We start from the raw sequence: 26,072 nt of genomic DNA, 5'->3' as shown, positions 1-26,072 counted from the left end.
TCCCCCGACGCGGGGCCCGAGGCACCCCTGACGGCACCTCCGAGACGGCACTATCCGATGTGTTCAAAAGACCCGACGGCGACCACACCAGCGACGCGCTTCGAATCCATCGATGACGCCGACAGCTTCCCACCGACAGTACGTGACAATGCGTGGCGACGTATTCGGAAAAGCGTGACTGACGGCCCGACCGCTACGACTCGACGGCCCGACCGGTGATGCGCGCCAACAGCGCCGCGATCGAGGGGCGGCCGATCATCGTGACGACCGTGTCGTCCGTCCCACGGATCGGGGACACGACCTCGCCGTCGGCCCACCGGAACCGCACACCCAGCCGCCACACGCCCCGACCGAGGAACAACCGCGGCGGAGGCAGCTTCGCGGTGAGCAGATAGCCGGTGTCTCCGCGTTCCAACAGCGCCGGAACGTGACGGGTCGTGTCGCCGCCGATCAACGCGACCTCCCCGATCACGCCGTGCGGGAGATTCACCAGATCGCCCCGCACCGTCAGCGTCAGACCGGTGCTCGTGGCCTCCCGCGAGACGAGGACCGCGACCCTGTCGGCGAGCCCGCGCGAAACGTCCAGCCGCAACGCCCCGTCGTCCGCCTCACCCGTACGCACCACCGCCGCGCCGTCGGCCGCCCCGACCAGTCGACTCGACCGCGGCAGGCACAGGCCGCGCACCCGCCGCGTGCCCAACGGCGCGCTCGCCACCACACCCGACACGGCGACCTCGATGTCGAGACGCAACGGACCCGCATCGTCGCGATGCGCGCGCGCGATCGCCGCCACGTCGATCGCCGCCGCGAAACCGGCCCGCGAATAGTCGTAACGACCGTACCCGTGCCGCACCGTCAGGTCCGGTGTGGACGTCCACTCTGCGGGGATTCGCCGCAACAACCCGCCGTCCGCCGACCGCACCAGGACCGTCACGGTCTGATCGGTCGCGTCGAGACAGGGCAGGTACGCGAAACCGGCCAAGCGGAGCACGTCGCCGTCGAGTTGGGCGACCGACATGCCGTGCCGGGGGCTCAGCGAGGCCGTCACGTCGTACAGTTCGTCGGGAAAGTCGGCCCCCGCGCGGAAGTACGGCAGCACGGCGAACACTCGGCCGCTCTCGACGAGGACCTCGGGGGTCGCCTGCGATCGGTACTGGCGAACCAGCTCCCGAACCGCCTCCCCGTCACCCTTCATGACGGCGTGTGCGATGAGTCGGTGCGTCGGCGGCAACGCGGCCATCACCCCCGGCGTCAGCCAGCGCCGCAGAAACGCTCCGGCGGTCTCCGACAACCGGGCTCGCAACGGCTCGTCGGCGTCGAGCCACGAGCCCGCGATCGCCTCCGACACGACCTCCACCTCGACATGGCGGCGGATCAGACGATCCCGGCGTTCCCCCGGCTCGAAATGCTGCGCCAGGAACAGGGCCAGCTTGTCGACCTCCGTGACCGCCTCGGCCGGATCCCCGCCACGGCGCGTCGAACGCGGTCGCGCCCCCGCGACGGCCTCCAAACCAGAGGCGATCGAGACGGTGCGGGCATGAACGAGTGTGTGCGCGACGAACGCCCGCCCGCCGATGACCCGATCGCCCGAACCGAACCGCAGCCCCCAATCCGCAAGGAAACCCCGCCGGAACAGCTTCGACGATCCCAGGTCGTCGTACACCGACGAGTCGAACAGCCCGACCCGTTCACGGTCGGACGGGGGACGGCGGAAACCGCAGTCCTCGCCCGCCGAAACCGGTACGACGACGTCGGCCTTCGTGCGCTCCGCGAGCACGACGAGTCTCGGCAGGTGATCGGGGTGCAGTCGGTCCCCCGGGTCCATGAAGTACAGGTAGCGTCCGCGCGCGTGATCGATGCCGGCGTTCGCGACGGCCGCGCCACCGCCCGGTTGACCGGCGACGACCCGCACACCGCGTCGGGATCGGGCGACGTCCTCGACCATCGACGCGGCGGCTCCGGACGCGACCGCGATGACCTCCAGTTCCCCGGCGTGCAGCCGCTGGTCCAGCACCGACTCGATACCGAGGGGCGACCAGTCGACCGGATCGTCGACCGCGATGATCACGCTCACTACAGGAGGATTCACAAAGGGTGATGCTACTCAACGCCTTGCGATAGATCCATCACCGTGGGTGGCGTCGCGATGGAATGGCGACGGCCGGACACCCATGACGAAGTGCCCGACCGCGCGAAACCTGCTGTGGGCGACCGATGGCGTCAGAAGCGCCGGTACTCGCCGAACTGACGATCGCCGGCGTCACCGAGCCCGGGAACGATGAACGCCGCGTCGTTGAGTCCGATATCGACGGACGCGGTCGTGACCCGCAGCGGCAGACCCGAGGCGCTCAGCTTCTCGACACCGTCCGGGGCGGCGAGCACGCACACGACGTCGATGTCGGTGCAGCCGCGTTCGGCGATCATCTCGCAACAACGGACGAGCGAACCGCCCGTCGCCACCATCGGGTCGAGCACGATCACGTGGCGGCCCGTCAGGTCCTCCGGCAGCGACTCCATGTAGGCGCGCGGCAGGTGCGTCTCCTCGTCACGGGCGAGACCGACGAAACCCATCGTCGCCTCCGGAAGTAGCGCGTGCGCCGCATCGGCCATACCGAGACCGGCCCGCAGGACGGGCACCAGCAACGGCGGGTTCGCCAAGCGGACACCCGTCGTCTCGGTGACGGGCGTCGTGATCGGGAATCGGGTGATCTCGATGTCTCGGGTGGCCTCGTACACGAGCAGGGTCGTCAGCTCGCGCAGAGCGGCCCGGAAGGTGCCCGAGTCGCTGGCGTGGTCGCGCATGACCGTCAGACGGGAAGCGGCGAGGGGGTGATCTACGACGTTTACATCCACGAGCACTCAGCCTACCGCCCGGTCACCTCGACGCGACGGGCACCGAGCCGGGTGCCGTGACCGGGTGTTTCGTTCGTCGCGGTGCGTCGTGGGGCCGTCGAACGACGAAGCGGGCGAGCTGCCCAAACGGGCCTTCAGTAGCGACGCACGGCAGCCTCTAGACTCCCTCGCATGACCTCTCTACTTGCCGCCGACGGGCTCGCCGCCCGGCTGCGGGGCCTCCCCGGCGTCGATCAGGTCGGGTTGGAGCAACGCGCCGCGAGCCTCGCCACCCGGTCGATCAAGACGACCGCCAAGGCGTGGGCCATCGACACCGCGATCCGGATGGTCGACCTGACGACCCTGGAGGGTGCCGACACCCCGGGCAAGGTGCGATCGTTGTGCGCCAAGGCGAAGCGACCCGACCCCAGCTCACCCGACTGCCCGTCCGTCGCGGCCGTGTGCGTGTACCCGTCGATGGTCCCGACCGCCGCCGAAGCGCTCGCCGGATCCGGGGTGCACCTCGCGAGCGTCGCGACGGGCTTCCCGTCCGGTCAAGTTCCGATGGACGTCAAGATCGCCGACACCGAGGCGGCCGTCGCGGCGGGCGCCGACGAGATCGACATGGTGATCAACCGCGGCGCGTTCCTGTCCGGTCGGCTCGACGTCGTGTACGACGAGATCGTCGCGATCAAGCGGGCGTGCGGTGACGCGCACCTGAAGGTGATCCTGGAGACGGGCGAACTCGCGACGTACGACAACGTGCGGGTCGCGTCGTGGCTGGCGATGTACGCGGGCGCCGACTTCATCAAGACCTCCACGGGGAAGGTCGCCCCCGCCGCGACGCTGCCGGTGACCCTGCTGATGCTCCAGGCCGTGCGCGACTTCCGTGACGAGACGGGGCGCGTCATCGGCGTGAAACCCGCCGGCGGAATCCGTACCACAAAGGACGCGATGAAGTACCTCGTCGTCGTGAAGGAGACCGCGGGAGACGACTGGCTGACGCCGGACCTGTTCCGGTTCGGGGCGTCCAGCCTCCTCAACGACCTGCTCATGCAGCGGCAGAAACTGACCACCGGCCACTACTCCGGCCCCGACTACGTGACGGTTGACTGATGTTCGAATACGCACCCGCACCCGAATCCCGCGACATCGTTGACATCAAACCGTCCTACGGCTTGTTCATCAACGGCGAGTTCGTCGACCCCAAGGGTGGTGAGGCGTTCAAGTCCGTCAACCCCGCGACGGAGGAGACCCTCGCCGAGATCGCCGACGCCTCCTCCGAGGACGTGGACGCCGCCGTCGCGGCCGCCCGCCGCGCCTACGACACGGTGTGGGGCCCCATGCCGGGCTCCGAGCGCGCGAAATACCTGTACCGGATCGCGCGGATCATCGCCGAGCGCTCGCGAGAGTTGGCCGTCCTCGAATCGATCGACAATGGCAAGCCCATCAAGGAGACCCGCGATGTGGACCTGCCGCTGGTCGCGGCGCACTTCTTCTACAACGCCGGTTGGGCCGACAAACTCGACCATGCCGGATTCGGCCCGACCCCGCGCCCGCTCGGCGTGGCGGGCCAGGTCATTCCATGGAACTTCCCACTGCTGATGCTGGCGTGGAAGATCGCGCCCGCGCTCGCGTGCGGGAACACGGTCGTGCTGAAACCGGCCGAGACGACGCCCCTGACGGCCCTCGCGTTCGCCGAGATCTGCCAGGAGGCGGACCTGCCGCCGGGCGTCGTCAACATCGTGACGGGCGCGGGTGAGACCGGGCGCGCCGTCGTGTCCCATGGGGACGTCGACAAGGTCGCGTTCACGGGTTCGACGGCGGTGGGTCGTCTCATCGCGAAGGCGGTCGCGGGCACCGGCAAGCGCCTCAGTCTGGAGCTGGGTGGCAAGGCCGCCAACATCGTCTTCGCGGACGCCGCGATCGACCAGGCCGTCGAGGGCATCGTCAACGGGATCTTCTTCAACCAGGGTCACGTGTGCTGCGCCGGTTCGCGGCTGCTCGTCGAGGAGTCGGTCGCCGACGAGGTCCTGACGAAGCTGAAGCGCCGCATCGGAACGCTGCGGCTCGGCGACCCGCTCGACAAGAACACCGACATCGGCGCGATCAACTCCGCCGAGCAGTTGCAGCGCATCCGCGAGCTGACCCGTTCGGGCGCCGACGAGGGCGCGAACATGTGGACGGCCGACTGTCCGCTTCCGGACACCGGCTACTGGTTCGCGCCGACGGTGTTCACCGACGTGCAGCAGTCGCACCGCATCGCGCGCGAGGAGATCTTCGGGCCGGTGCTCTCGGTGCTGACGTTCCGCACGCCCGACGAGGCGATCACGAAGGCGAACAACACGCCGTACGGTCTGAGCGCGGGAGTGTGGACGGAGAAGGGTTCGCGCATCCTGTGGGCGGCCAACCAGCTCAAGGCCGGCGTCGTCTGGGCGAACACGTTCAACAAGTTCGACGCGACGTCACCGTTCGGTGGGTTGAAGGAATCCGGTTACGGCCGTGAGGGTGGCCGCCATGGTTTGGAGGGTTATCTCGATGTCTGATCGGTTGACGGTGCGCAAGACGTACAAGCTGTACATCGGCGGGAAGTTTCCGCGCAGCGAATCGGGGAGGACCTACCAGGTGAACGCGTCGGACGGTGGACTGCTCGCCAACGCCGCCCGGGCGTCCCGAAAGGACGTTCGGGACGCGGTCGGGGCCGCGCGCTCCGCTCAGCGTGGCTGGGCGGGCGCCACGCCCTACCTGCGTGGCCAGATCATCTACCGGATGGCGGAGATGGTGGAGGGACGTCGGGCGCAGTTCGCGAGCGAGATCCGCGACGCGGTCGGGGGCAGCATGAAGGCCGCCGGCGCGCAGGTGGACGCGGCCGTCGACCGCCTGGTCTGGTACGCGGGGTGGACCGACAAGCTCGCGTCCGTCCTGGGCGGGGCGAACCCCGTCGCCGGTCCGTTCTTCAACCTGTCGACGCCGGAACCCGTCGGTGTCGTCGCCATGGTCGCGCCCGACCACGACTGCCTCCTCGGGCTGGTCGACACGATCGCACCGGCGATCGTGTCGGGAAACACCGTCGTCGTCATCGCGTCCGAGTCGCATCCCTTGCCCGCGATCACCTTTGCCGAAGCACTCGCCACATCGGATGTTCCGGGCGGCGTCGTCAACATCCTCAGTGGATACCAGGCGGAACTGGTGCCGTGGCTGGCGTCGCACGCGGATGTCAACACCATCGACCTTTGCGGAGTGACCGACACCGACGTGGCCACCAAGGCCGAGGTCGCGGCAGCGGACACCCTGACACGCGTCGTCCGTCCACAGTCCTTTGACGCGACCCGCGCACCCGGCCTCGACCGGCTGCGGCGTTTCGTCGAGATCAAGACCGTCTGGCACCCGGCCGGAGTGTGAACGTGTCGGTGGAGGCCACGCGTGGCCGAGGAGATCGACACCATAAGCTCTATGCCGACCCTGACCGCTGTATGAGGACATGGAGGCCGCTGTGGGACGGCACAGCCAGGCGCCCGACAAGGACGACAAGTCCACCGACGCCGAGATCGACGCGTTGGACGCTGACGCCAGGACCGCCGAGCGCAGCTCGACCGCCGACCAGTTCTGGCGGCGGGTTCGCGTTGAGCCGGTTGAAATCGCGATGCCGAAGGGCGTCGGACTCACCCTGCGCGCCTATCGCTTGTCCGATGAGGTCGAAGCGGACGAGATCGACGAGGAGTCGGTGGAGGAACCCGAGACCGAGGAGCCCGAGACCCGCGATGAGGACGGGGACGACTCCGACGTAGAGGACGACGAGGACGAAGACGAGGAGTCCGACGACAAGGACGACGACTCGGATTCGAAGGACGACGAAGACGACGAGGAAGAAGAGCTCGTCGAGGAAATCCCGATCTTCTTGAGCCACAAGGGCCGTCTGCCGCTGTTCACAACGGCCGAAGCACTCGTGGAGTTCGTGAAGTCCGACGCTCCGAACGCGCTGCGTTCGATCGACACGTGGGACGAACTCGTCAAGGACATCAAGCCGTCCTACGTCGTGGCGACCGAGGACGACACGTACGAACTCGACCTCGTCGTGAAGAACCTACGCGGCGGCCACGACACGTGGGAACCGGAGCTGCTCGTCAGCGCGGGCGAACTCGCGCGCGACCTCGGCTACGCCCTGCGGCTGCCGACGGTGATGGCGACGCTCTCCGAGGGTTCTCCTCTGGACAGCCTGGACAACACGATGCGGACCATCGCCGATGGCGGCCTGCGGGCCACGTTCGCGAAGCGCAAGGTCCGCAAGATCGGGGAACAGCAGACGTCACTGGCGTGGCGCGGAATCGTCTCGAAGATCAGCGAGAAGGTGGATTGGCGGAAGTAGCGCCTATGCGACATCATCGTTGCTAGCGGTTGTCACACGCGGCGGGTAACGTCGACGTGGCGGCCTGGAAGGAGCTTGGACGCAGTGCGGGTGTTTTGCGGTTTGACGAGTGTTGAAGACGGCGTAGCCGCGGCACTCGTCAATGAGCGCGGTGGGGTTATCGCCACCGCCGAGGTCAGCGACGATCCACATGGCTATGTGGATCTGTGCCGGATGTGGGTACGGCACGTGGATGTGGCGTGTGTGTCGGTCGCCGATGACGGCACGACGGAGGCGCTGCTGCGGCTCGCGGCAGCCGGAGGTCAAGCGACCGGAACAGCCTCCGATGTGGAGGGTGAGCACGGTTTCGACGCGGCTGTCCGCATTGGACGACAGATCGCCTTCGGTCAGCTCGTGTGCGAGCCGGCCGAGAGCGGATACCCGGCGTCGATCGCGCGCCTCGTGTCGTCGATGCACGCGATGGCGCTCAGTCGACACGGTTCCCAACAGGGAATGATCGAGCTGCTGCGCCAATGCCACCCGGCCACACTCATGGCCTGGCCGGATCCGACCTGCAGCACCGCTTTGGAGCTCCTGCGCGTCCTGCCGGACCCAGCGGACACGGCGGGGGACGTCACCGCGACCGAGGTGGCCAAACGGCTGCGCGGTTACGCCGACACCGAGGAACACGGCGAGCTCGTGGACAGCCTCATGACCGCCTCTGCCGAGCACCACCCGGCACCGGACCTGGCTTTGGCCGACGCGATCAGCGCCGCCGCCGACGCCGTCCTCGCGTGCGACAGAGCCAACGACGCCCTCGCCGACGCGGTCAACGAGCACCTGAACCCGCGCCGCAAGCCGGCACCGCGCCCGAAGGCGGCGCCACCGCAGCAGCAGAGCGCCCCGGTCGAGGAAGAGCCGCGCCGACGGGCCAACCCGTCACTCGCCGCGGCGATGGCCGGTTCCACCCGACAGGTACCGCAGCAGCGCGAGGACACGGCACGTCTGTCGCCGCCGCGCGGCATTCCCCGCGAGGACACGTCGCGTCTCTCACCGCCGCATGGCATTCCCCGCGAGGACACGGCACGTCTCTCACCGCCGCGCGGCATTCCCCGCGAGGACACGTCGCACCTGTCGCCGTCGCACGGACTACCGATGCGGGACAAGCCATCCCGGGCCGCTCACGCGGAACCGGTGACCGCTCCGCTGCCTCCGCGCGTCGAGGAGCCGGTGAACCCGCGCACCCCGTCACGAGGGTTCCCGCTCATGCCGGAACCGCCGGCCTTCATGGAGAACGAGTTCTTCACTCCGGCACACCAGCAGCCCGATCTGCCGCTGCCGAACCTGACCGCCGGTGACGCGCTGGACGCCCCGGGGCTTCCCGAGGGGATCGACACCGACGAGGACCTGCTGATCTTCAGCCAGGCCCGATCGGCCTGGTTCAAGGGCCCGACGGCGATCGACGAGACGGAGGACGATTGGACGTCGCCCGCCGACGAGGGTTGGCGTGCCGCCGCAAGCGTCGCGACCAGCAAGAACCCGCCCGAGGACATGACCGGTGTCGGCTTGCCGCGCCGGGTTCCCCAGGCGAACCTCGTTCCGGGCTCCGCGATTCTGTCGGACACGACGCCCGCCCCGATCAACCGGGACGCGCAGACTCTCGCCTCGCACACCTCGGGTTACTTCAAGGGCTGGAGCAGAGCCCGCAGGGAAACGGTCGGTGCCGGCGTCGGTGGAGAGTAGGTGGGGTGACACGTGACAGATCTGGGCGTTTACGAACGTTCATTGAGCATGCTGTTGGCGTCCCTGGTGGCGCGCACCCCAGGCCTGTCGCACGCGGCGCTGGTGAGTGTCGACGGCATGCCACTGGCGATGTCGGCGGGGCTCCCGCGCGAGCGAGCGCTACAGCTGGCCAGTATCGGAGCGGGCCTGTTGTCCATCGGCGATGGTGCCGGTCAGGTCATGCAGACGGGGGTGGCCAACCAGATCATCGTCGAGATGGCCGAGGGTCTGCTCCTGGCGGCGCCGGTCGGGCCACAGATCTGCCTGTCGCTGCTGGCGGTCTCGCAGTGTGGACGTGAGCAGCTCGGCTACGAGATCGGGCACTTCACCTCCCAGGTGCGCCCGCTGTTGGACGAGGCGCTGGCCAACACGGGCCAGTTCCCGATCGTCCGTTAGAACTCGACTTCGAGGAGGGTGTCGGTTTGTGCCGGCACCCTCCTCGATTTCTTGAGATCCTTGGGTACCTGAGGTTCTGGGACCATGCGTCTCTCGATGGGCAGTGGAGTCGGGCGGTGGAGCTCGATGGTTTTCAGTGGCTCGCGGTCCGCGCGTGGTCGTCTCTGCGGCGTGGTGGGGCTCCGTGCCGTCACCGGAATAGCGTGGTCGCGTACGCCGCCCACCAGGCCGAAAGTCACGGGCCACTCGGTCCTCGCCGGGAACCATTGACGTTCAATGGAAGGCACGCGCCCGGTATTCAGAGCGGACGAGCCCGGTTGAGGACCACACGGCCGACCGGGGTGTTTTCGATTTGGCAGGGCGAATGTGCGAATGTGCGTTTCAACCGTGCCCGAGGGCCGAGCCCGTCAAGCCGGGCGACCGGGGCACCGGCCTCCATCGGCGGCCCAAGGCCGCCTTGTGACGATGCGGATCCCATCGGTCGGCACAGCGACTCTCACGATCGGTCCTCTCGGTGCTGCCCTCTCGGCGCCTTGGAAATGAGCAGGCCGTTGGACAAACGTTCGGGCGCAAGGAAACTGCGGACGCGGGTGGCGAGTGGCCCGATTCGCCGTGGAGCGCTATCGGGCGCCCGGACACGTGGGCGTCATATCGGGGTGCCACTCTGCGACGGTCCACCTATGCTGGGCGGGCAGCGGAGCAGAAGTGGACGCTCGCCCGGTGGCGAGGCATCGTGCGAACTCTTCATGACAAGCCCGCGTGGCCACCGTCGACAGCCCCATCGGCTTAAGTTAGGCTTACCTAAGAGACGTCGGGTTGTTCGCTTGGCCGCAGCACGAAGACGACTTCATGATCGGCGAACAGCCGCGTCCGCCACGTGGCGCGAGGACCTCGCCGAGAGTGGTCCGTATTCACCGCCGGCGGCACCCGCCGTCGGCGGTTTACTGCCCCCGAGGAAGACCGTGCCGACACCCCATCACCCCAGCACGCCCGGCGCGCTGATGCGCGACATCGTGTGGCGGAACCGAGTAAGGCTGGCGATCGGCTGGCTACTGCTGTCCCTGCACCAGGCGTGCGAGGCGGCGGTTCCCATCGCCATCGGTGTCACGATCGACGTCGCCGTCGACACCGGCGATCCGATCGCGCTCGCGTGGTGCGTCGGCGGCATCGTCGCGCTGTTCACCGTCCTCGCGTTGGCCTGGCGCTTCGGATCACGCTTCGGTGTCACGGCGATGCAGCACGAGATCCACCGCGTGCGAATGCTCGTCGCGAGTCGCGCACTCGATCCGCGCGGAATCACCAGTGGCAACAACACCGGGGAGACCCTGTCACTCGCCACCTCGGACGCGGAGAAGACGGCACTGATCGTGCGGGCGGTGTCGATGGGAATCGCGGCGACCGTGGCCCTCGTCGTCTCCGCGACGGCGCTGCTACGCATCAACCTGACGCTCGGTCTATCCGTCCTCATCGGAGTGCCATTGCTGCTCGGCGCGCTACAGGCGCTCGCGCCGTGGCTGTCGCGCCGCAGCGCCGACGCCCAGGAGGCGACCGCGAGCGCGACCGGAGTCGCGACGGATCTGGTGACGGGGCTGCGAACCCTGCGCGGGATCGGAGCGACCGACAACGGCGCCGTCCGGTATCGCACCGCGAGCAGGGCCGCGCTGAATCGATCACTCTCGGCCGCGAACTCGGCGGGCGTGTTCCAAGGCGTTACCACCGCCCTCAGTGGACTTTTCCTGGCCGGTATCGCGAGTTTCGCCGGCTGGTTCGCGTTGACGGACCGCATCAGCGTCGGCGAGCTCGTCACGATCGTCGGATTGGCCCAGTTCATCGCCGAACCGATGCAGACGCTCGGCTACTGCGGTCAGATCGCGGCGATCGCCCGGGGTTCGGCCCGCCGCGTCGTCGAGATGCTGAACACGGCGCCGCTGGTCGAGGATCACGGCACCGCCGCGCCGTCGCCGGACGCGCCGACCGTGATCGAGCTGGAGGAGGTCTCGTACCGGGGCCTGTCGAAGCTGAACCTGAGCGTCGGGCGGGACGAAGTGCTCGGCATCGTGTGCCATGACCCGGGAGACGCGGACGCCCTCCTCGCACTGCTCGGGCGCCGGGCCGCGCCGAACGACCACACTGGAGAGATTCGCGTCGGCGGTGTGCCGATCGCCGACATCGACTTGGCGACGTTGCGCGAGTTCGTCCACCTCGAACCACATCAGGCGGACCTGTTCGAAGGCACCCTCGCCGACAACCTCGCCGCTCGGCTGCCCGCCGACGCTCCCGTCGACGCGATAGACCGAGCCGTCAGCGCGGCCGCCGCGACGGACGTCGTCGCCGCGCACCCGGATGGGCTGGAACGACGCTTGACGGACCGAGGCGCGAGCCTGTCCGGCGGGCAGCGGCAACGAATCGGTGTCGCGAGGGCGCTCGTCGCCGCTCCACGGGTCCTCGTGCTGCACGACGCGACGACCGCGATCGACGCCGCCACCGAGGAACGCCTTGCGGAGGGCCTGATCGCGATGCGCGGTCTCGACGACGATGCCGGCCTGGCGACGGTGGCGATCACCTCGTCGCCGGCGCTGCTCGGGAAGGCGCACCGGGTCGTCGTCATCGACGGCGGCAGGATCGTCGCCGATGGTGTCCACAGTGATCTTATTGACCGTGTTGAGTCCTACCGAACGGCGGTCCTGCGATGACACGTCCCGATACCGCGACCGAGGCGCCGTCGGTCCCAACCGGTGAGCTGCTGCCGATCGCCGATCCCGCGCAGACCTGGGCGGTCTTGCGCGGCGAGTTCGCGTCGTCCCGTCTCTCGGTCGTCCTGACCGTGTTGACGGCGACGGCCGCAGCCGCGACGGCGCTCGTCGCCCCATGGATGCTCGGCGTCCTCGTCGACGCGGTCAACGACGGCCAGGACGTCGCGTCGTTGACGAACGTCGTCATCATCCTCGTCGCGGCCGCGCTAGCCGCCGCCGCGCTGACCGGCGTCGGCACCGTGCTCGTCGCCCGCCTCGGCAACACCATCCTCGCGAACCTGCGCGAACGCGTCGTCCACAAGACGATGCACCTGCCGACCGCGACGGCCGAGCGCATCCGCAGCGGAGACCTGCTGTCACGAGTCGGCGATGACGTGTCCGTCGTGTCCGAGGCGATCATCGCGACCGGTCCACAGTTGATCAACTCGCTGCTGACCGTGCTGCTGACCGGTGTCGGACTGTTCGCGTTGGACTGGCGACTCGGACTGGCCGGCCTCATCGCGGTGCCCGCCTACTACCTCTCGCTGCGCTGGTATCTCCCCCGCTCCGGGCCGTTCTACGCGAAGGAACGCGTCGCGATGGGCGAACGGTCCGAGGCGCTCGTCGGTTCGCTGCGCGGGTCCGCGACGGTCACGGCGTACGGACTCACCGAGTCTCATGTCGGCGTGATCGGGCGCCGCTCCGAGGACGCGATGAACCTGTCCCTCGGCGTGTTCCGGCTCTTCACGCGTTTCGCGTCTCGGAACAACCGGGCCGAGTGCGTCGGTCTGGTCACCGTGCTCGTCGTCGGATTCTTCCTCGTCGACGCGAACCTGGTGACGGTCGGCGCGACGACGGCCGCGGCACTGTACTTCCACCGGTTGTTCAACCCGATCGGCGCGCTCGTGTCGAACTTCGACGAGATCCAGTCCGCAGGCGCGAGCCTCGCCCGTCTCGCCGGGGTCACCCTGATGCCGTCGGCGGTGGAACCCACCGAACCGCCGCAGGTTCTCGACGCGGGACTCGCCTTGACCGGGGTCTCGCACCATTACGACGGGCCCACCGTCGTCCGCGACGTCAACATCCGAATCGCCCCCGGCGAGAAGGTGGCCCTCGTCGGCACGTCCGGCGCGGGAAAGACGACGATCGCGGCGATCGCGGCGGGCGTCGTCCTGCCGACGGCGGGAACGGTCCGACTCGGGGGCGCCGAGCTCTCCGCGCTTCCCGACCGCGAGGTCCGTTCCTCGATCGCGCTCATCAGTCAGGAAGTCCACGTCTTCAACGGAACCCTCGCCGAGGACCTTCGGCTCGCGAGACCGGACGCGACGGACGACGACCTGCGCGCGGCTCTCGCGGTCGTCTCGGCCGACGAGTGGACCGCGACCCTGCCCGACGGACTGGAGACTCGCGTCGGCGAGAACGCCCACCGACTCACCGCCGCTCAGGCGCAACAGCTCGCGCTCGCGCGGGTCGTCCTCGCCGATCCCCCCGTGGTGATCCTGGACGAGGCGACGGCGGAAGCCGGAAGCGCCGGGGCCCGACGGCTGGAACAGGCCGCGCTCGCCGCGACCGAGGGCCGGACGACGCTCGTGGTGGCGCACCGATTGACGCAGGCGGAGCAGGCCGACCGCGTCATCGTCGTCGATCAGGGACAGGTCGTCGAGGAGGGCAGCCACGCCGAACTGCTCGCGGCCGCGGGTCCATACCGGGACCTGTGGCGCAGCTGGACGGGCGTCAAGGACTGAACCAGCGGTTGGTCCGTCCTGACCCCCACGTGTCGACTCCGCTTGGTTGGGCAAAAGTTCCGCTTGGTTGGGCAAAAGTTCCGCTTGGTTGGGCAAATTGCGAAAACACGCCTGTTTCCGACATTTGCCCAACCAAGCGGAGCTGTCGAGGTCGGCCCGGAACGGGATCGCCCCCACGCCTTAGCGACACCATTACCATCCATCATGGATTATCGTGCCTCCACGCCCGCGCACGACGAGGTCTCGAGCTTTCCGGGACCGTCACCTATTCACGCTTTTCCATCGCCCCAGCGCATCCAGGACACCTTGCCGGACCGCATGACCGTTCAACGTCAGGTCCCTCAACGATTCGGCGTGGTTTTGCCCCGCAGAGGGTGCCCATGGCCGTATCCTGCGACAAGAACGACACCCGCAAGCCCAGATCGATCGTGACCCAACACGAAGCACCAGCATCACCTCTGTAAGTCCATAAGAGACATAGCTTATCGATGGCCCCACTCGTTAAGCGGCCCACAGGAAAGCGCAATGAGCCGAGAATTTCATGGCACCGTGATGACCGAGTGTCCTCAGTGGCGATACGGCGGTGGCGGCTATCGACGCGTGTTCGCCGACGGCACCTGCCACTATCTGGTCGACGTCGTGGGGGACACGATCACCGCCGTCAACCTCGACACCGACCTCCCCATCGACTGCGACCCGCCCACCTATCGCCCGCCCGAAAGCCTGTGGACGAGCGCCCGCGACCTCGCGACCGCGCTCGCCGGGCTCGGGACGGTACGGCGTTTCCGCAACCCCGGCTGGTGGAACGCGATCGGCGTCGCCATCATCCGGCAGGTCCCCCGCGCGGCGCAGGTCCGCCAGTTGTGCGAGGCGTTCGCGGCCGCGCACGGACGCCGTCTCACCCTTCCCGACGGGACGGAGTACGCCCTGTTCCCCGACGCCGAGACGGTGGCGGCGCTCCCCGAGCGCGGTTTCGCCGATGTCGGGCTCGGTTTCCGATCCGAGCTGCTGGGCACGGCCGCGCGCGCGTATCTCGACAACTCGGCGCGGTGGCGGCGGCTGTCGCCGGGAGCGCTGGTGGACGAGCTTCGTCGCGTGGACGGCCTCGGGGCGTGGTCGGCACACGTAGCGGTCACCGACATCCACGGCGACTTCGGGTACTACCCGTACACGGACCTCGCCATTCAGACCTGGGCACGGAAGGCGGCGCCACGCATGTCGTGGCCCGACGACGAACCGACCTTCACTCGCATGTGGAAGCATCTCGCTGACGGCGAGCTCTCCGGCCTGACCGCGACCATTCTGGCCTGGGGCGCGACCCATCGCATCCGTTGAGGCGGCGGTCGCGGGCGTGATCGTCAGTCCGTCGGGTGGCCGTCGGGTCTGGTGGGGCGGCCCGGGGCCAGCATGACGTAGAGACCCCCGAGAATGAAGCCGCCCCCGGCGAGACCGACGCAGATTCGGCTGCCCACGTTGGTCTCCTTCAGTTCGGCGACATCCTCGCAGCGGTTCGAGTCGGAGTCGCTTTCGGAGGACAGGTCGTAGCAGTAGTCGCTGCCCTTGACCTCGCGTCCGTCGAACTCGTAGGTGTCGGTGACGCTGCTGAAGCCGAACGACAGGACCAGCACGCCGAGGATCACGCCGACGAGCCCGTTCCACGGCGATGAGGTGGATTCCTTCACGGGTGATTCCCGTCGTCGGGGCGCGCCAACGGGTCCGGCCCCGCCGAGGGTCGGTACCGCNGTCGGCCGTAGCCGTCCATCCGGGTAATGGCTTCGACGACCGGAACGAAGGCCGCGGTCTCGATCTCGGACTCCTGAAGCACCAGCGGTGTCCGAGCCGGGATCGTGCCGCAGTCGAAGACGAAGTACGCCAAGGGTTTCGGGCGTTCTCCCTCGGTGGGGTTCCAGTCGAGAACGAGAGGCGCGCCGACCTCGACCGTGAGCCCGACCTCCTCGGTGACTTCCCGAGCCACCGTTTCGTGGGGTGCCTCGCCGGGATCGATGACCCCACCGGGGAAACCCCAGTGCGATTGATAGCTCGCCTTGACGAGCAGGACGCTGCCGTCCTCCGCCGTGATCAGCGCGCCCGTCGACACGAAGACGGTCGGCAACGTCGCGAACCACTCTGCTGGGGGGAGATACGCGTTCATTCCTCGACTGTAGAGGAGAAATCGCTTCTCGGGTGATCCACCGTGGCGCGTCGGAACCTGTTCGGCGGTAGGCGTTCCGGTCAACGAATCGTGCTCGGGTGTCCGCGCCGGAAGCTCCGAGCGAATAGTACAAAGTGGTCATCTCGGTCGGCTACGGCGCGGTCGCGAGCCACTCGGTTCGAAGGAGTCGACGCACGGGCCGATTGACCGGAACAACGCGTCGTGTGAGGTGTTTCCACGTCGGTTCCTCGACGTTCTTCGGGAACCGCTCATCGACGGCTCCGACGCGGCGTACCGGCGCTGCGCCTCGATCAGTGACGAACGGTTCGCGCCGCCGCTCCAATCGGGCCGGCGCGGCTGAATCGGATCTTCCTCCCCGAAACAGTACGAGCAGATCCGGTGTCCACCCGGGCCATCGCTCTCCGGATCGAGGTGGCCGCGGCAGGAGCAGGCGGGCCGTCGGTTCTCGGGGCTGTGGGATCGTCGGGCACGCGTAGCGGTCAGCGTGCGAGCAATTGGCGGACGACGTCGGCGATCAGGTCGAACGGTATCGGCTCGGCCAAGGGGAACGAGATGGTGCCCTTGTCTCCGCGGTAGGGACGCAGTCGCGACTCGATGGCGTCAGGCAGGGTCGGAACGCCGTAGAGGGCGACATGGTGCTTCCACGCCGCGTAGTGCAGCAGCCGTTGTCCGTCCACTGTCACTGTCGGCATGCCGTAGGAGATCGACTCCTCCCCCTCCGGCGCCGCCTCGGCGATGATCTCGCGGACTCGGACCAGCACCCGCTGCGCGGTCGCGCCGAACCGCTCGACGTACTCGTCGACGTTCTCCGGTTTCCTCACCATCTCGGCCGCCTTCCACCACCGTCGGCGCCCCTCGCCGACCATCAGCGACCGTACCGGGCCGGACCGACAATCTCGGGCAACCCGAGGAACGCGCAGCGAATGGTCGCGCCGTCGTCTCACGGAAATGCGAGACGAGGACCCGGCCATGCCCCTGGCGTCCGCGCTCGGGCCGGCGGGACGGACGACGGCCCGGCCGGCTCGACGGCCATCACTCGATTCATGGGCCGCCCCGCGACTCACCGGGGCGATCCGGGTTGTCACAAACCGAGCGCCTGGGCGGCCGCCATCGCGTCGACGGGGATCGTCTGCGGCGACGGCGCCGTCGACACGGCCCAGTCCGGGTCCTTGAGGCCGTGCCCGGTCACGGTGCACACGACCGTCGAACCGCGCTCGATCGCTCCACTGTCGACAGCCTGGAGGAGGCCGGCGACGCTCGCGGCGGACGCGAGCTCCACGAACACGCCCTCGCTCCGCGCCAACAGAAGATACGCGGCGTGGATGTCGCGATCGGTGACGGCGAAGATGTCGCCGCCCGAGGAGTCGCGCGCGTCGAGGGCCTTCGTCCAGCTCGCGGGGTTGCCGATGCGGATCGCGGTCGCGATGGTCTGCGGGTGCTCGACGACCCGCCCGTCCACGATCGGAGCCGACCCGGACGCCTGCACCCCGAACATGCGGGGACGACGCGTGGCGTTGCCCGCCTCGGCGTCCTCCATGTAGCCCATCCAGTAGGCCGTGATGTTCCCCGCGTTGCCCACAGGTAGACAGTGGACGTCGGGGGCGTCGCCGAGCGCCTCGACGATCTCGAACGCGGCGGTCTTCTGCCCCTGCAGGCGGTCCGGGTTGACCGAGTTGACGAGCGACACGGGGTAGTCGAGCGCGAGTTTCGACGCCAACGCGAGGCAGTCGTCGAAGTTTCCGTCGACCTGTAGCAGCTTCGCGCCGTGCACGAGGGCCTGCGCGAGCTTGCCGAGCGCGATCTTTCCTCGCGGAACGAGTACCGCGCAGGTGATCCCGGCGCGCGCGGCGTAGGCGGCGGCCGAGGCCGAGGTGTTGCCGGTCGAGGCACAGATGACGGCCTTGGCGCCGCTCTCGACGGCCTTCGACACGGCGACGGTCATGCCCCGGTCCTTGAAGGATCCCGTCGGATTGGCCCCCTCGACCTTCAGGTGGACGGTGCAACCGGTGCGTTCGGACAGTTCCGGCGCGGGCAGTAGGGGCGTGCCGCCTTCCCGCAAGGTGATGACGGGCGTTTCGGGCGTGACCGGGAGACGGTCGGCGAATTCGGTGATGAGTCCGCGCCAGGCCATGTCACACCTCTCCTTCGACGCGCATGACGCTCGCGACCCGACGTACGGAATCCAGCTTGGACAGTTGATCGACCGTAGTGGACAGTTGAGCGTCCGTCGCCGTGTGCGTGACGGCGACGAGCACGGCCTCGTGACCGCGCCCCGACTGCCGCACGGTTCGCATGCTGACGCCGTGCGCGGCGAACACCGACGCGACCTCGGCGAGGACGCCCGGCTCGTCGTCGACGTCGAGGCTGACGTGGTAGCGGGTCAGCACGTCCCCCATCGGCCGGATCGCGAGGTCGGCGTACACCGTCGGCGGCATCGGGGTCGCCCCCGCGCGCCGGTTCCTCGCCACCGCGACGAGATCGCCGAGAACGGCCGACGCGGTCGGCGCGCCCCCCGCGCCCGCGCCGTAGAACATGAGCCGACCCGCCGCCTCCGCCTCCACGAAAACCGCGTTGTACGCGCCGTTGACGCTCGCCAGCGGATGTTCACGCGGAATCATCGCCGGGTGGACGCGGGCGCTGACGACGTCGCCGTCACGGCTGGCGATGCACAGTGGTTTGACGACGCAGCCCATCTCGGCTGCCGAGGCGATGTCCGCGGCACTGACCTCGGTGATGCCCTCGCGGTAGACGTCGGTGACGGTGACGCGCGTGTGGAACGCCAGCGACGCGAGGATCGCCGCCTTCGCGGCGGCGTCGAAGCCCTCGACGTCGGCGGTCGGATCGGCCTCGGCGTACCCGAGGGCGCTCGCCTCCTCCAGAGCCTCGGCGAAGCCGGCGCCCGTCTCCGTCATGCGGGACAGGATGTAGTTGGTCGTTCCGTTCACGATGGAGATGACGCGGTGAATCGTGTCCCCGTGCAGGGATTCGCGCAAGGGGCGCAGCAACGGAATGGCCCCGGCGACGGCCGCCTCGTAGTACAGGTCGGCGCCACCGTCGACGGCCGCCTGCGCCAAGGCGGAACCGTCCTCCGCCAGCAGGGCCTTGTTCGCGGTGATGACGGCCTTGCCCGCTCGCAACGCGGTCGTGATCCACTCGCGGGCGGGCTCGATGCCGCCCACGACCTCGACGACGATGTCCACGTCATCGCGGTTGACGAGGCCCAGGGCGTCCGTCGTGAACAGTGACGGATCGACCGGCAGGTCGCCTCGATCCCGTCCCCCACGGCGAACAGCGATCCCGGCGATCTCGATCGGTTCCCCGATGCGGGACGTCAGGTCCGTCTCCTGCCGGTGCAGGAGCCGAACCACCTCGGAACCGACGGTGCCGCAACCGATCAAGGCCAGTTTCATTGTCATCCCACATCCAGTCGCAGCAGATCGTCCACTGTCTCTCCTCGGACGATGACCCGCGCGGCGCCGTCGGCGACGGCGATGACGGCGGGTCGGGGCACATGGTTGTAGTTGCTGGCCATGCTGCGGCAGTACGCGCCCGTGCCGGGCACCGCCAGCAGGTCGCCGGGTGCCACGTCCCCCGGGAGAAACTCGTCCCTGACCACGATGTCACCGGACTCGCAATGTTTACCGACAATACGCGCCAACACGGGCGCGGCGTCCGACACCCGCGACGCGAGAGTCGCGGAGTATGACGCGTTGTACAGGGCGGTCCGCATGTTGTCGCTCATACCGCCGTCGACGCTGACGTAGCAGCGAAGCTGACCGGCGTCGAGTTCGACCGGTTTGATCGTGCCCGCCGTGTACAGCGTGAACGTCGTCGGGCCGCAGATCGCCCGGCCCGGTTCGACACTGATGTGCGGCACGTCGATGCCGTACGCGGCGCACTCGTGCTCGACGATCTTGGCGAGCCCGTCGGCGAGGCGCTCGGGCGACTGCGGATCGTCCTGAGTGGTGTAAGCCATGCCGAAGCCGCCGCCGAGACCCAGCTCGGGCAGCGTCACGCTGTTCGTCGCGGCGATACGGTGGTGCAGACCGAGAACGCGCTTCGCCGCGACCTCGAACGCCGTCGTGTCGAAGATCTGCGATCCGATGTGGGAGTGCAGCCCCGCCAGGTCGAGAACGCCCTCCGCGATGATCTGGTCGGCCGCCATCGACGCCTCCGCCAACGAGAGACCGAACTTCTGGTCCTCGTGGGCCGTCGCGATGTACTCGTGGGTGTGCGCCTCGACGCCGACCTTCGTACGGATCAGCACCTTCGGTCGGACGCCGTGCTGGCGCGCCAACACCGTCAACCGACCGATCTCGTCGAAGGAGTCGAGGACGATCCGCCCGACCCCGGCGTCCAACGCAGCCGCCAACTCCACTTCGGACTTGTTGTTGCCGTGGAAGGCGAGGCGCTCGCCGGGCATGCCGACCGCCAACGCGACGGCGAGCTCGCCGCCCGTGCACACGTCGAGATTGACGCCGGACTCGTCGACCCAGCGCGCGACCGCCTTACACAGGAAGGCCTTGCCCGCGTAGTAGACGCTGCCCTGACCGAACCGGTCGAAGAACGCCGACTTGAACGCCGCCAACCGCTCCCGGAAGTCCGTCTCGTCGACGACGTAGATCGGCGTTCCGAACTCCGCGGCCAGATCGACGACGCTGATCCCGCCGACGTTCACGACACCGCCTGCGTCCCGTTCCACCGTGCTGGCCCACAGCTGGGGCAGCAGGTCGTTGACATCCGTCGGCGGCCTCAGCCAGGACGGACCGTGCCCGAAATCGCCGTGCAGCGCCCCCGCTTCGTGTGACCGCATCACATACGCTCCGGAGCGGAGACACCGACGAGCCGGAGGGCGTTGGCGAGGACGACTCGCGTCGCCTCGACCAGCCACAGTCGAGCGGCCGACGTCGCGGTGAACGGGTCGTCGCCCTGCGGCAGAACGCGGCACGCGTCGTAGAACCGGTGGTACGCGCCCGCGAGCTCCTCGGCGTACCGGGCGACACGGTGCGGTTCGCGCAGTTCCGCCGCCGTCGCGACGACCGCGGGGAACTCGGCGAGCTGCTTCAGGACGTCCTTCTCCCGATCATGCGACAGGAGGGCCGGGTCGTAGTCGTCGCCACGCGCGTGGCCGAGCTCGGCGGCGTTGCGCAGCAGCGACGAGATGCGCGCGTGCGCGTACTGGACATAGTAGACAGGGTTCTCGCTGCTGGCCTTCGTCCAAAGGTCGAGGTCCAGGTCGATGTTCGAATCACTCGAGTACCGGGCCAGCGCATACCGTCCGGCGTCGGCTCCGATCGCCTTGACGAGCTCGTCCAGCGTCAGGATCGTGCCGGCGCGCTTGCTCATCCGCATCGCCTCGCCGGCACGGACGAGGTTGACCATCTGCCCGATGAGGATCTCCAGATTGGCGTCCGGGTCGTCCCCGAAACACGCCGCCATCGCCTTCATCCGTCCGATGTAGCCGTGATGGTCGGCGCCCAACATGATGACGCAACGCTCGAACCCGCGCTTGCGCTTGTCGAGGTAGTACGCGCAATCGGCGGCGAAGTACGTCCACCGGCCGTCGGAACGACGCAACACGCGGTCCCTGTCGTCGCCGAAATCGGTCGTGCGCAACCAGACCGCACCGTCCGCCTCGAAGGTGTGGCCCTCCTCGTGGAGCCGCTTCAACGCGGCGTCGAGCTCGCCGCGATCATGCAGGTCCTTCTCGTTGAAGAACACATCGAAGTGGACACCGAACTCGTCGAGAGAGCGCTTGATGTCCGCGAACATCAGGGCGACGCCCTCCTCTCGGAAGACGGCGATCGGGTCGGTCGAGTGCAGCACGTCGAACCGCTCCCCGACGATGCGCTTCGCGATGTCCTGAATGTACTCACCGGCGTAGCCGTCCTCGGGAGTCGGCTCCCCCTGCGCGGCGGCGAACAGCGACTCGGCGAAACGGTCAATCTGCACACCGGCGTCGTTGAAGTAGTACTCGGTCGCGACCTTCGCCCCGGACGCCCGCAGCACCCGCCCGAGCGCGTCGCCGACGGCGGCCCAACGAACGGCCCCGATGTGGATGGGCCCCACCGGATTCGCGGAGACGAACTCCAGGTTGAGGGACTGACCGGACATGGTCTCGTTCTCGCCGTACGCGTCACCGGCGGTGATGATGTCGCGAGCGATCGTGCCGGTCGCCGAGGCGTCGAGGCGAATGTTCAGGAAGCCCGGGCCCGCGATGTCGACGGCGGCGATGCCCGTGACCTCGCGCAGGCGCTCGGATATCAACGTCGCGATCTCGCGCGGCGGTCGACCGACCTTCTTGGCCGTCTGCAACGCGACGGCGGTGGCGTAGTCGCCGTGTTCGGGGTTGCGCGGACGCTCCAGATTCACCCCGGAGGTGAGGGACTGGGGGTCCAGTCCGGCGTCGTCAAACGCGGCCCGCGCGGCCGTCAATACCTTCTCGGCGAGAGTCTCGGGAGTCACGCTGGACATCGTATAGGCCCACCATGTGGGCATCATTCCAATATCGCGTGGTGCCTCGAGCGCGCCCATCGGCGACGGCGCGTTGGCGAGGATTGGCGCGGACGACATATCCTTACCGCGAATGGTTGTCCCGGAATACGATCCGGCTGTCGTGGCCCCCTCGATCAGGATCGTGACAGGTGACCACCGAAACCGGAAGTCCGTTTCTTCCCCGCGCGTGCGCGCCGCGAGTCTCACGGAGCCTTACCTTCTCGCGACGTCGCCACGCTCGGGCCTAGACGGTTGATGTGTGAGGAGTTCCAAGCCCGCGATGACGAACTACGACCCATACAGCCCGTTCGGCTCGCAACAACCGGATAAATCGGACAAAAAACCCGACCAGGATTCGGGGAACTCGGTCGGCGAGCAGTACTCCTTCGACGGCCCGGGCTACCAGCCCGCCCCGCAGGACACGAGCTGGCCGTCGCACCAGACCCCGCACGGCATGTCTCCGACCCAACCGGGTTCGTACCCGCCCCCGCCGCCGAACTACCCGGTGTCGGCGCAACCCGTTACGGGGCAACCGATGTCGGGGCAGCCGATGTCGCCCGGTTGGCAGCATCCGACGTCGCCGACGCAGCAACCGATGATGCCCCCGGCGTACCAGGCGCCGCGCCCACCGCAGAGCGACACGTCGTTCATGTCCGCGGGACGGGTGTGGGCGACCGTCGGCATCGTCGTCGGGATCATCGTCGTCGTGTTCGTGCTGATCTGCGCCCTCGGATGGGCTGGAGCGGCACGGTACTGACGCGTCACCCGACGATTCGGTTCTCCCACGCCCACGCCGCAACCTCGACACGGTTGCGGGCGCCGAGTTTGGCGTGCACTGACTCCATATGCGACTTGACGGTGGACAGGGAGACGAACAACTCGGCGGCGATCTCGTTGTTGGTACGCCCGCGGGCGACCCGTTCCACGACGTCGAGCTCGCGTTCCGTCAACGGCACCGCTCGCGGGGAACGGCGCGGCACAGCCAACTCGCGGAGCAGTCGGACCGTGACCGACGGCGACACCAGGCTGTCGCCCGCCGCCGCGGCGCGGACGGCCTCGATGAGCAGGATCGGCCCGGCGTCCTTCAGAAGGAAGCCGGTGGCGCCGGACCGCAGCGCCCCGTAGACGTATTCGTCCATGTCGAAGGTCGTGACGATGACGATGCGGGCGGGATTCGCGACGTCGGGGCCGGCGAGCATCCGGGTCGCCTCCAGGCCGTCTCTGCGCGGCATCCGGATGTCGAACAGGCACACGTCGGGCGAGGTCGCGTGGACGAGATCCACCGCCTCGACACCGTCGGCGGCCTCCCCGACGACGGTGATGTCGGGTTGGGCGTCGAGGATCATCCGAAAGCCTGTGCGCACCATCTGCTGATCGTCCGCGATGACGACGCGGATCGGGTCGGACACGGTCACCAGTGTTGTCCTTTCTGGACTCTTGGGGCGGGGGCGGCGGTGACGCTCTCTGGCAACCAGGCGACGACCTGCCAACCGCCTTCGGGGCGCGGGCCGGCCTCGAACGAGCCACCCAGGGCCGCGACGCGTTCCGTGAGGCCCATCAACCCGAAACCGCCACCCGTCGCCGACAGCCGACCACGGGTGCCGCCACCGTTGTCCCTGACGGCCACCTCCACACCGCCACCGTGGCGGGCGACGGTGACCGCGACCCCCGTCGCCCCGGACGCGTGCTTGCGGACGTTGGTGAGCGCCTCGACGACGACGCGGAAGACCGTCGCGGCCACCTCCGGCGGCGGCGGAGCCCCGATTACCTCGGGATCGATATATAGCGATGCATTGTCATCCTTCATGTCGAAGTCGCGGACGAGCGCCTCGAGTCGATCCAGATCCCCCACCGGGCGGACCCCAGCACCCCCGTCGTCCTCCCTCAGGACGGCGACGAGACGGCGCATCGACGCGAGCGCCTCGATACCGGAGCGCTCGATGTCGGCGAGCGTTCCGCGGAACGCGGCCGTGTCGCCGTCGGCGATGTACCGAGCGGCCTGTGCCATCACCACCGTGCCCGTCACATGGTGTGCGACGAAATCGTGCAGGTCGCGGGCGATGTCGAGACGCTCGATACGTCGAACGTCGGAGAGGATGCGCGTCCGCTTCGCGTCAGAACTGTACAAATAGGATCCGATTGCGACGGCGACCGTCACTCCGACGAGCAGCATGAACTCGGCGAACAGGACCTGCGGGCGATCGACGGCGGGGCCGCGAGCGGGGATCAGCACGAGCGCGAGGACCAGCAGCGCGACGGTCGCCCGCCCCTGCGGCGCGCTCCACCGGCGTACCGACCACGCCAGCAGGATGAGGACCGCGCCCGCCTCCGGAAGGGAGACGACGAGGTGGGAACGGTCCGGTACGAGGGCCGCCGCGAGAGTGACCAGCAACGAGGCGCCCGCGACGACCAGGCCCCAGCGCGGCAGCAGCGTCTCACCGAAGAACACGATCGCGATCGCGGCCAGCCCGGGCAGCAGGACCACCATCTCGCCCGGATCGGCCCCCAGCCCCATGAGCAGCACCAGACCCGCGAGCACGGCGGCCATGCTCGCGCGGATGATGAATCCACCCACCCGGTGGATGCGGTCACTGGAGATCACCCGCCCACGGTAGCGCCGGAGCCGGGTGCCTCGGCCATCTGACCGAGAGCCGTCGACGACAACCCGTCCACCGACCGATGCGCGACGACGACCAGGCGCGTGATCGTGGGACACATGGAATTCGTCACCACGACCATCACCCTCATCGGGGTCGTCATCGGCGCGGCGTTCGTCATCGCCGGCGGCGTCCTCATCCCCCTGTGGCACCTCAACGAAGACCGCGACCACCCGAAAGGGGACCGGTCGTGACCGAGATCGTCCTGACAGGTCGGGGCCTGCGCAAGAGCTTCGGTTCGACCGTGGCCCTCGCCGGAATCGACGTCACCATCCAACGCGGCGAGACGGTCGCGGTCATGGGCCCGAGCGGCTCCGGCAAGTCGACGCTGTTGCACTGTCTGGCGGGCATCCTCGCCCCGGACGCGGGCGAGGTGACGCTCCTCGGCGAGCGCATCGACACCATGTCGCAGGCGCAGCGCTCCCGACTTCGGCGCACCCGCTTCGGGTTCCTGTTCCAGTTCGGCCAACTCCTCCCCGAACTGCCCGCGATCGAGAACGTCGCGTTGCCGCGCATGCTCGACGGAATGCCGAAGGCGAAGGCGCTGGCCGCCGCCGACACGTGGTTCCCGTCCCTCGGTTTGGACGGGCTCCAACGCCGCCGTCCCGGTGAGCTCTCGGGCGGGCAGGCGCAGCGCGTCGCGCTGGCGCGCGCGCTCGTGGGCGGTCCCGTCGTCGTCTTCGCGGACGAACCGACCGGCGCGCTAGACCGCGCCACCGGTGACGAGACGATGCGCACGCTCGTATCGGCGACGAAGGGCCAACGAACCTCCCTTGTGGTCGTCACCCACGACCCGGCGGTCGCGGCGCACTGCGACCGCACGATCGAGGTCGTCGACGGCTTGATCGCCACGGGGACGGCGACCGCGTCGATGCCGGTGAAGGCGGGCGAGTGGTGAACGTTCGAGTGTTCGTC

23 protein-coding genes are annotated in these 26,072 nt (G+C 68.5%); 12 read left to right on the top strand and 11 right to left on the bottom strand.

What is annotated here, in order from left to right:
- Positions 1-193: 193 nt before the first annotated feature.
- Together ACM9NP_RS02765 and upp are read right to left on the bottom strand one after the other, a co-directional pair.
- Entirely contained in the window at positions 194-2,074 is a 1,881-nt protein-coding gene (locus ACM9NP_RS02765; protein WP_415644954.1) for a glycosyltransferase, read from the bottom strand.
- A 146-nt stretch (positions 2,075-2,220) separates the two neighbouring features.
- Positions 2,221-2,853, bottom strand: coding sequence for a uracil phosphoribosyltransferase (gene upp, locus ACM9NP_RS02760; protein ID WP_415644953.1), 633 nt, complete (start codon positions 2,851-2,853; stop codon positions 2,221-2,223).
- A gap of 171 nt (positions 2,854-3,024) precedes the next feature.
- On the opposite strand from upp, the gene deoC reads away from it, so the two are divergent.
- The 9 genes from deoC (at position 3,025) to ACM9NP_RS02715 (ending at position 15,167) form a co-directional block, all read left to right on the top strand.
- On the top strand, positions 3,025-3,948 hold the full coding sequence (gene deoC, locus ACM9NP_RS02755; RefSeq protein ID WP_415644952.1) for a deoxyribose-phosphate aldolase: 924 nt from the start codon (positions 3,025-3,027) through the stop codon (positions 3,946-3,948).
- Positions 3,948-5,378 (top strand): aldehyde dehydrogenase family protein, encoded by a 1,431-nt coding sequence (locus ACM9NP_RS02750; RefSeq protein ID WP_415644951.1) that lies wholly within the window; start codon positions 3,948-3,950, stop codon positions 5,376-5,378. Before deoC ends, ACM9NP_RS02750 begins: the two co-directional genes overlap by 1 nt.
- A complete protein-coding gene (locus ACM9NP_RS02745; RefSeq protein ID WP_415644950.1) occupies positions 5,371-6,234 on the top strand; it encodes an aldehyde dehydrogenase family protein in 864 nt (287 codons plus the stop codon). The genes ACM9NP_RS02750 and ACM9NP_RS02745 overlap by 8 nt, the downstream gene beginning before the upstream one ends.
- A 91-nt stretch (positions 6,235-6,325) precedes the next feature.
- Positions 6,326-7,198, top strand: a complete 873-nt coding sequence (locus tag ACM9NP_RS02740; RefSeq protein ID WP_415644949.1) for a DNA primase — start codon at positions 6,326-6,328, stop codon at positions 7,196-7,198.
- A gap of 84 nt (positions 7,199-7,282) precedes the next feature.
- A complete protein-coding gene (locus ACM9NP_RS02735) occupies positions 7,283-8,920 on the top strand; it encodes a hypothetical protein (protein WP_415644948.1) in 1,638 nt (545 codons plus the stop codon).
- Positions 8,921-8,968: 48 nt separating this feature from the next.
- On the top strand, positions 8,969-9,355 hold the full coding sequence (locus tag ACM9NP_RS02730) for a roadblock/LC7 domain-containing protein (RefSeq protein WP_415645093.1): 387 nt from the start codon (positions 8,969-8,971) through the stop codon (positions 9,353-9,355).
- A gap of 962 nt (positions 9,356-10,317) precedes the next feature.
- The gene (locus ACM9NP_RS02725; protein WP_415644947.1) at positions 10,318-12,048 is read left to right on the top strand and encodes an ABC transporter ATP-binding protein; all 1,731 of its coding nucleotides are present in this window, start codon (positions 10,318-10,320) and stop codon (positions 12,046-12,048) included.
- Positions 12,045-13,832 (top strand): ABC transporter ATP-binding protein, encoded by a 1,788-nt coding sequence (locus ACM9NP_RS02720; protein WP_415644946.1) that lies wholly within the window; start codon positions 12,045-12,047, stop codon positions 13,830-13,832. Before ACM9NP_RS02725 ends, ACM9NP_RS02720 begins: the two co-directional genes overlap by 4 nt.
- Before the next feature lie 525 nt (positions 13,833-14,357).
- The gene (locus ACM9NP_RS02715; protein ID WP_415644945.1) at positions 14,358-15,167 is read left to right on the top strand and encodes a hypothetical protein; all 810 of its coding nucleotides are present in this window, start codon (positions 14,358-14,360) and stop codon (positions 15,165-15,167) included.
- 408 nt (positions 15,168-15,575) lie between these two features.
- Here ACM9NP_RS02715 and ACM9NP_RS02710 read toward each other — a convergent pair.
- From ACM9NP_RS02710 to argS, 7 genes are all read right to left on the bottom strand, one after another.
- The coding region (locus ACM9NP_RS02710) for an NUDIX domain-containing protein (RefSeq protein WP_415644944.1) at positions 15,576-15,984 on the bottom strand (409 nt) is incomplete at its 3' end.
- A gap of 138 nt (positions 15,985-16,122) precedes the next feature.
- On the bottom strand, positions 16,123-16,488 hold the full coding sequence (locus tag ACM9NP_RS02705) for a CPCC family cysteine-rich protein (RefSeq protein WP_415645092.1): 366 nt from the start codon (positions 16,486-16,488) through the stop codon (positions 16,123-16,125).
- Positions 16,485-16,829 carry an iron chaperone gene (locus ACM9NP_RS02700; RefSeq protein WP_415644943.1) on the bottom strand — a complete coding sequence of 115 codons (345 nt, stop codon included), beginning with the start codon at positions 16,827-16,829 and terminating at the stop codon, positions 16,485-16,487. Before ACM9NP_RS02700 ends, ACM9NP_RS02705 begins: the two co-directional genes overlap by 4 nt.
- A 257-nt stretch (positions 16,830-17,086) precedes the next feature.
- Complete coding sequence (gene thrC / locus ACM9NP_RS02695; RefSeq protein WP_415644942.1) at positions 17,087-18,136, bottom strand: threonine synthase; 1,050 nt, start codon at positions 18,134-18,136, stop codon at positions 17,087-17,089.
- Between the two features lies 1 nt (position 18,137).
- On the bottom strand, positions 18,138-19,421 hold the full coding sequence (locus ACM9NP_RS02690) for a homoserine dehydrogenase (RefSeq protein ID WP_415644941.1): 1,284 nt from the start codon (positions 19,419-19,421) through the stop codon (positions 18,138-18,140).
- Entirely contained in the window at positions 19,418-20,818 is a 1,401-nt protein-coding gene (lysA, locus tag ACM9NP_RS02685) for a diaminopimelate decarboxylase (RefSeq protein WP_415644940.1), read from the bottom strand. The genes ACM9NP_RS02690 and lysA overlap by 4 nt, the downstream gene beginning before the upstream one ends.
- On the bottom strand, positions 20,818-22,470 hold the full coding sequence (gene argS, locus ACM9NP_RS02680; RefSeq protein ID WP_415644939.1) for an arginine--tRNA ligase: 1,653 nt from the start codon (positions 22,468-22,470) through the stop codon (positions 20,818-20,820). The genes lysA and argS overlap by 1 nt, the downstream gene beginning before the upstream one ends.
- Before the next feature lie 310 nt (positions 22,471-22,780).
- Here argS and ACM9NP_RS02675 point away from each other — a divergent pair, with 310 nt between their 5' ends.
- On the top strand, positions 22,781-23,257 hold the full coding sequence (locus ACM9NP_RS02675; protein WP_415644938.1) for a hypothetical protein: 477 nt from the start codon (positions 22,781-22,783) through the stop codon (positions 23,255-23,257).
- A 4-nt stretch (positions 23,258-23,261) separates the two neighbouring features.
- On the opposite strand, the gene ACM9NP_RS02670 is transcribed toward ACM9NP_RS02675, so the two are convergent.
- Together ACM9NP_RS02670 and ACM9NP_RS02665 are read right to left on the bottom strand one after the other, a co-directional pair.
- Positions 23,262-23,867: a response regulator gene (locus ACM9NP_RS02670; protein WP_415645091.1), complete on the bottom strand. Its 606-nt coding sequence runs from the start codon at positions 23,865-23,867 to the stop codon at positions 23,262-23,264.
- A 44-nt stretch (positions 23,868-23,911) separates the two neighbouring features.
- Complete coding sequence (locus tag ACM9NP_RS02665; RefSeq protein ID WP_415644937.1) at positions 23,912-25,102, bottom strand: sensor histidine kinase; 1,191 nt, start codon at positions 25,100-25,102, stop codon at positions 23,912-23,914.
- A 114-nt stretch (positions 25,103-25,216) separates the two neighbouring features.
- Here ACM9NP_RS02665 and ACM9NP_RS02660 point away from each other — a divergent pair, with 114 nt between their 5' ends.
- Positions 25,217-25,351 carry a hypothetical protein gene (locus tag ACM9NP_RS02660; RefSeq protein WP_415644936.1) on the top strand — a complete coding sequence of 45 codons (135 nt, stop codon included), beginning with the start codon at positions 25,217-25,219 and terminating at the stop codon, positions 25,349-25,351.
- Positions 25,348-26,055, top strand: coding sequence for an ABC transporter ATP-binding protein (locus tag ACM9NP_RS02655; protein WP_415644935.1), 708 nt, complete (start codon positions 25,348-25,350; stop codon positions 26,053-26,055). The genes ACM9NP_RS02660 and ACM9NP_RS02655 overlap by 4 nt, the downstream gene beginning before the upstream one ends.
- Positions 26,056-26,072: the final 17 nt, after the last annotated feature.

Source organism: Stackebrandtia soli, from assembly GCF_965137155.1.
Classification (GTDB): Bacteria; Actinomycetota; Actinomycetes; order Mycobacteriales; family Micromonosporaceae; genus Stackebrandtia; species Stackebrandtia soli.
The sequence above is the reverse complement of the archived record's forward strand: the minus strand, read 5'-3'. Positions and strand labels throughout refer to the sequence as shown.